7 protein-coding genes are annotated in these 6,017 nt (G+C 35.2%); all 7 read left to right on the forward strand.

Features of this window, described 5'->3' with window-relative positions; genetic code table 11:
- Positions 1 to 116: 116 nt before the first annotated feature.
- Entirely contained in the window at positions 117 to 1,370 is a 1,254-nt protein-coding gene (locus tag BCR25_RS19770; protein ID WP_071879552.1) for an AbiH family protein, read from the forward strand.
- A gap of 97 nt (positions 1,371 to 1,467) precedes the next feature.
- Positions 1,468 to 1,734, forward strand: coding sequence for a DUF3130 family protein (locus tag BCR25_RS03700; protein WP_069662269.1), 267 nt, complete (start codon positions 1,468 to 1,470; stop codon positions 1,732 to 1,734).
- Positions 1,727 to 2,101, forward strand: a complete 375-nt coding sequence (locus tag BCR25_RS03705; protein WP_069662270.1) for a hypothetical protein — start codon at positions 1,727 to 1,729, stop codon at positions 2,099 to 2,101. Before BCR25_RS03700 ends, BCR25_RS03705 begins: the two co-directional genes overlap by 8 nt.
- On the forward strand, positions 2,088 to 3,635 hold the full coding sequence (locus tag BCR25_RS19775; protein WP_083242577.1) for a DNA/RNA non-specific endonuclease: 1,548 nt from the start codon (positions 2,088 to 2,090) through the stop codon (positions 3,633 to 3,635). The genes BCR25_RS03705 and BCR25_RS19775 overlap by 14 nt, the downstream gene beginning before the upstream one ends.
- A 12-nt stretch (positions 3,636 to 3,647) precedes the next feature.
- Positions 3,648 to 4,109, forward strand: a complete 462-nt coding sequence (locus BCR25_RS03715) for a hypothetical protein (RefSeq protein WP_069662271.1) — start codon at positions 3,648 to 3,650, stop codon at positions 4,107 to 4,109.
- 42 nt (positions 4,110 to 4,151) lie between these two features.
- Entirely contained in the window at positions 4,152 to 4,901 is a 750-nt protein-coding gene (locus BCR25_RS03720) for a hypothetical protein (RefSeq protein WP_069662272.1), read from the forward strand.
- Positions 4,902 to 5,071: 170 nt separating this feature from the next.
- The gene (locus BCR25_RS03725; RefSeq protein WP_069662273.1) at positions 5,072 to 5,953 is read left to right on the forward strand and encodes a hypothetical protein; all 882 of its coding nucleotides are present in this window, start codon (positions 5,072 to 5,074) and stop codon (positions 5,951 to 5,953) included.
- Positions 5,954 to 6,017 lie beyond the last annotated feature (64 nt).

Raw genomic sequence — 6,017 nt, forward strand, 5'->3', positions numbered from 1 at the left:
ACAGCTCAGTATAGGAAGTGAGTGAATACTTTTATAAGTAGAGGCAAGTGTTTGTGCTTATAAAAGTATCGGTTAAAGAAGTTAATTTAGAAAAAGTGAATTGAGGGCTTAAACAGATGAGTAATGTAAGACAATTAATAGTAATTGGGAATGGTTTTGATTTATATTGTGGTATAGGTTCAAGCTACTATAAATTTTTTATCAGTAAATATAAGAATGATTTTGGAAGGAAAGTTAAAAAAATGTTATTTGAAGAGGAAAAAGAGGCGTTAGCTGAACTTAACTGTTTTGATGTCATTTTTTCTTTTATTGAGCAATTAGATATGAACTATTGGTTAAGCCTGCCGCAAATGGATTTAAACAATTTTTGTTCACCAAAAGATTTGTATTGGCAAGATATAGAGGCTATATTATCAGATTATTTATCTGTTATTTTCTCTGAAAAAGGAGGGGATATATATCGATTTATGTGTTCTTTAGATACTAAAGAATACATAATTTCTGAAGAAATTTATCGCGAATGGAAGATCGCTGTATTCCCTAAGGATCAACCTAAAATGTTACATGACAAGTGGAAATTGGTGGCGTTCTCTTTGGCTAAAGTGTTACTTGCTAAATATGGTAGACCTGAATCTGAATTGAAATTTGATTATAAGTTTGCTTCTAATCAAAGAGTTGTTAAAGAATTCACTGAAAAGTATCTATTGCCCATGATTTTGAAAGAACTGAATCAATTTGAAGATTCTTTTACTTCTTTCTTATTCGACAGAATAGAAGTTAAAAATCCAAAATTTAATATTGCATCAAATTCAGAAAAAACATTAAGTAGTCTTGTATGGGATGATTCGGAAATTTCTACTGGAGAAACTTCAGTTCTATCTTTTAATTATACGGGAATACCTGGTGAAAACTTCTTATACAGATTGAAAAATGTACATGGCAGTATAAACAAGCGAAATATAATTTTTGGTGTGGATTTTCAAAAAAATAAAAGTATACCGATAGAGTTTACGAAAACATATAGAACTCTAAGCTTAGAAAACAGGGACGATGAAAAAGAGTTGTTTGGAAAGGAAACACATATATTAAAATTTTTTGGACATTCTCTAGGAGAAGCAGATTATTCTTATTTTCAATCGTTATTCGATTCGCTGAATTTATATTCTAGTAAAATCAAATTATATTTTTATGTAGTGGAGTATGGTAATAAAACGATCAGGGAAGTAAAAGAAGAGACTTTTCGGAGAGTTACTAAACTTTTGAACGTTTACGGCAGTACTTTTCATAATCCTGATCATGGTAAAAATTTAATGCACAAATTGATACTAGAAGGTAGAATCTTTATCAAAGAATTGAAAATAGTTCAGTGAATGCATAAAACTGATCGCTTAAACAATAAATAGTGAAAAGTAATCTATTAAAATAATTAATGAGTTATAAAATGAATTTTCAAAAGGAGTTGTTGCTATGATAAAAAATGATATGGACAAGGCACAAGCAATCGCAAAGAAAATCGCTTCGGCAAATGATGTAAGCATTGATATGCGGGCGAAAATTTCTTATTCCTCCAGTTCTGCTGTTTCTGAATTAGAAAGTTGTGTATCGGATCTTACAGCGTTGGTTCAACAATTTTCAGCTAACACAAAAGTAGATAGTGTCAACGTGATCCAAGTAGCTCTTGCATTGAAGCAAGCCGATAAGAAATCCGCTGAGGTGGTGGCAGGTCATGAATAAATTGCCACCACAGGAAGAATTAGAAACGTTGAATGTAGAATATCGACAATTAGACGAACAAATCGATACTCATAAAAGAGACAAAATAAAATTAAACACGTATCTTTCTGATTGGCAAAGGATCAATCAAGAAGAACAAGAATTGTTGAATAGAATTCTTTCTTTAAGTGAAGGAGCAAATGCTGCAACTCATGCAGGACAAGCATTAGACGATCGAGAACTATTTGCTAACCATAGTCGATCCGCTATGGAGGAATGCATAGAAGAGTTTGAGCAGACAGAAAAGAAGTTAACTACTCAGCTTACGGAAGTGGAAGAAGAAATTCAAGTTCAAAAAAAGGCGGTACACGATTATGCCAAAGATTGATTATGCTGAATTAACTACCTTTTCGAGTCACTTGAATAACGCTGTTAGCCAAATTCACTCCGGACTTCAGTCAGCCAAAGAGGGTGCAAATGAGTTGATCAATTGTACAGAATTAGATAGTACCTCATGGCGAACTACAAAGAATTATTTTCAAGCGTATCCTGTTGTATCTGATGGTATTTGGAATAGCACCGCTACCTTAGCGGAAACGTTGACGGCATACTTATCTGCTTTTCAAGCGGAAGTAGGTGCACCGAGAAATCAACTGAATACAGATGAATTAGAAGACTTACAAAGCCGTTTACAAAGTATTCAACGTGCCCGTAGTGACTTATTATCTGAAATGGCTGGAGAAAGTAATTATGAGCTGAATACGCTCTCCAATCGACTGTCTAGCCTTGATTCAGCAAGCAATTATTTTGTTAAAGAAATCAAGCTTCTTGAAGATTATCGAAATTTTGAATCGGGCCATGCAAATGATTTTTCAGGAATTCATGGAACCATAGGAGAACTCAAAACGGCACTCGCTCAATTAGGGACACAAAAACATTTCAATCCTGTATCTGGTTATGCACCAAGAAATTATAAGAACATGAGCTGGTTCAACAAGCTGTCAGAGTTCAATGCCCAGCAACCTGAGACTCGTATTTTTAAAGTCACTATGAAATCGCCTGGTGGAACGTATACCACATTTAACGTCTATAAAAACGGAAAATATGATTTAGGCATGAGTGAAAAATTAACGTGGCTTCATGCGCAACAAGGGATAACTGATCTTATTAACCTACTGGGAGAAATTTCTCCAGTCTATGACGGCGTACGCTTCTTTGTTGGCGTTGATCCTGTAACAGGGAAAAAGATTTCCTTGGAGGAATGGCTGCAAGCTGGATTTTGGACTGCTTTAGAAGGGCTATCAGGGGCTAAGTTGTTGGCGATGTTTAAGAATATCAAACTCAACAAAAAACTGTTAGACGGCGTTTCATTGACTCAAAAAGACTTAGAATTATTTAACAAATTAGGCGATTTAGGTGATTTTAAAGTTGCTGGAAAAACTGGGGAAATGAAGAGTGCTGAAATTATCTCAGATGGTTCACATTATGTAGACGGAAAATTAAAACCAAACGTTGTCTACATGACTGGAGAGTATAAATATTTATATGAAACTGATAACTTAGGGCGAATTATAAATGCTAATGCAGAAGAGTTGAAATGGAAAAGCCATGAAGGACGGTTGCCACACAATCCTAATACGGCTGAAAAGCTCCCTGATGATCACGCAGGACATTTATTTGCGGATATGTTTGGTGGTTCTCCAGAGCTAGATAATCTTATTTCTCAAGCGAAAGATATAAATAAAAAAGATTTTTATAGGCTTGAAATGCAGTGGAAAAAGGCATTAGAAAATGGTCAGAAAGTGTCTGTAGATATAAAAATTAATTATACAGGAACTTCAAAACGTCCTACTTCATTTGAAGTATCTTATACAATAGATGGTGCGGACTATTATAAAAAATTAAATAATACAAACGGTTAGGGAGTTGAGTAGATGACGAAGGCTTTTGAAGATTTATTTATGGATATACAAGCAGACATGGTAAGTATTGCAATGGAATATATAGAAAATAGAGCCGACAAAATTTATATGTACGGAACGATTGAAGGTGACAGTTTTTCTTTCAACCTCTTTTATGAAATCAATGGAAAAATAGTAAAAATGCATGAAGTAAATTCAGCACTCAAATCATTTGATAAACCATTTGATACAAGCCGTGAACGTAAAGTTGAGGTTTTAAAAATTGGCACACAAGATTTAGAAGAATTAAAGCAGTTGTGTACTGAACATCATAGAGATACTCCGACAGAGCTAAAAATAATTTTTGAAGTAGCTACGAACCACCTTGCTACGGAATATAAATATGAGCCTGTCTATGAAAATAATGACGATATAATATTTATGCAAGTATTTAATGATTGGTATAACGATATGAAGAAGGAAATCGAAGGATAAAAATAACTAGTGATATGAAACATATCTTTAAGGAGTGAAAGTATGAAACTATCAAAAAAATCAATTATTATTGGCGTAGCAGCAGTATTACTTGTTGGTGGGGGGACTGGAGGATTTATTTTACATAATAATCAAGTACAAGCCCAACAGCTGAAGGAAAAAGAAGAAAAGAAAGCAGCATATGATCAGCTAAAAAAAGACGTGGAGGCTGCCATTGATAAAGCCTACGAGACACGAAAAGAAGAGGATTTGAAAACAGCTGAAGAAGCAATCGGCAAATTGAAAGAAAAAGACCAGGAGAAACCGAAAGAGCGTTTTGCGAAGCTTCAGTCTTTTCTAGTAAGAATCAAAGCAACTGATACAGCAGTTACAAAAGCTGAAAAAAGTAAGTCTGATGAAGATATCAAGTCTGCACAAGCCTTAATTGATACTGAAACAGATGATTATTTGAAAGAAGATAAAAAGGGACACCAAGCTCGTTTAGATAAAGTGAAAAAAGCTGTTTCTGATGAAAAGGCGAAAAAGGACAAAGAGGCAGCAGCTAATGAAGCTAACACTGCTACAAACAATAATTACGTAGAAGAAACACCTGCACCAGCTACAGAAGTACCTACGTATCAAACACCACCACAACAGGCGGCTTCACCTGCTCAACCAGCACAGCCAGCTACACCGGCACCAAGCACACCTGCTGGAAACAGTGGAGGATCGACAGGAGCAGCTACTACAGATGAACTAAATCAATCAGCACAAGATGCGGCTAATTCTGATTGGTCTGGTTTTTATAAATAAGAATAACAAATTTTTTTAAGCACGTATTCAATTATTCTTGAATACGTGTTTTTTTGTTTGTCAATTGAAAGGAGGGATAAAAATGCACGTTTTATTCTATCAGTATAGTGTGCGTCCGCCATGAAATGTAGAAGTTAGAGCTATTTGTTATTACTAACAAGGAGGAAACTATGAATATTAAAGAAAAATATAGGGAAAAGATCAAAAAGAAATTATTTAATGCTAGTTTACTTGCTGTATTAGTAGGTGGTGGGATTGTTTCATCTGTTTCAGAGATTATTACGAATGAAGCGCCTGTTTATGCAGAAGAATCTAGTAAAGAGATAAAAAATGGTGTTACAGTTGAGAAATCTGGTACTTCTAGTTATGCGTTGAGCCTACCTTCTGGCAATACTCAAATTGGTTCGCTTGATGGTGTGCCAGTCATTAAATCTGGAACAAAGGATATGTCGAGCCAAGCCTTTCAAGATTTAGTAAATTCAATTGTCGCAGAAACAGATGCGCAATATATTGTTAATGAAACATTTTGGGGATCGAATACGCAATTAGTAGGAGGAACTCCTATTTCTAACATGCCTTCAGGTCAAAGTTTCTGGCTGAAAGCAGACGGATTTACAAATTCAGATAATTATGTGGAACTGTCAAAGAATGGTAAAGCGTTAATCAAAGCAGTTGGACATGCAACTGATACAGAAAGCGGCAATCAAATTCCTTTAGATTTAGGGATTATTTATCGTGATTCAGATACATCAAATGCATCAAGGACTGGTGAAAAAGTTTACATGAGTGCGAAAAGTCAAAACGGTGTGATCACTTTAGGTTGGGTTGCACCAGCTGACGCAGGTTCTACAGATACCGGAGGATCTTCTGAAGGTGGGGGAAGTACTGGTGGTAGCGGTAGTGGAGATATGGCAAGCTATCTTAACAGAATTCGATTTGATGTTGTTCTACTAAATGCTAATACTGGGCAACCACTTCCAGATGATAAAACATTAATGGCTATGAAGTTATCAGATATCGATGGTGCGACACGTTTCACTATAAGTGTATAACACGAAAAGTGAGGACTTACTGAAGGTTAGTAGGTTACAACTAATGATTTGACAGTTGGAATGA

Origin of the sequence: Enterococcus termitis, assembly GCF_001730305.1 — a bacterium.
Taxonomy (GTDB): Bacteria; Bacillota; Bacilli; order Lactobacillales; family Enterococcaceae; genus Enterococcus_L; species Enterococcus_L termitis.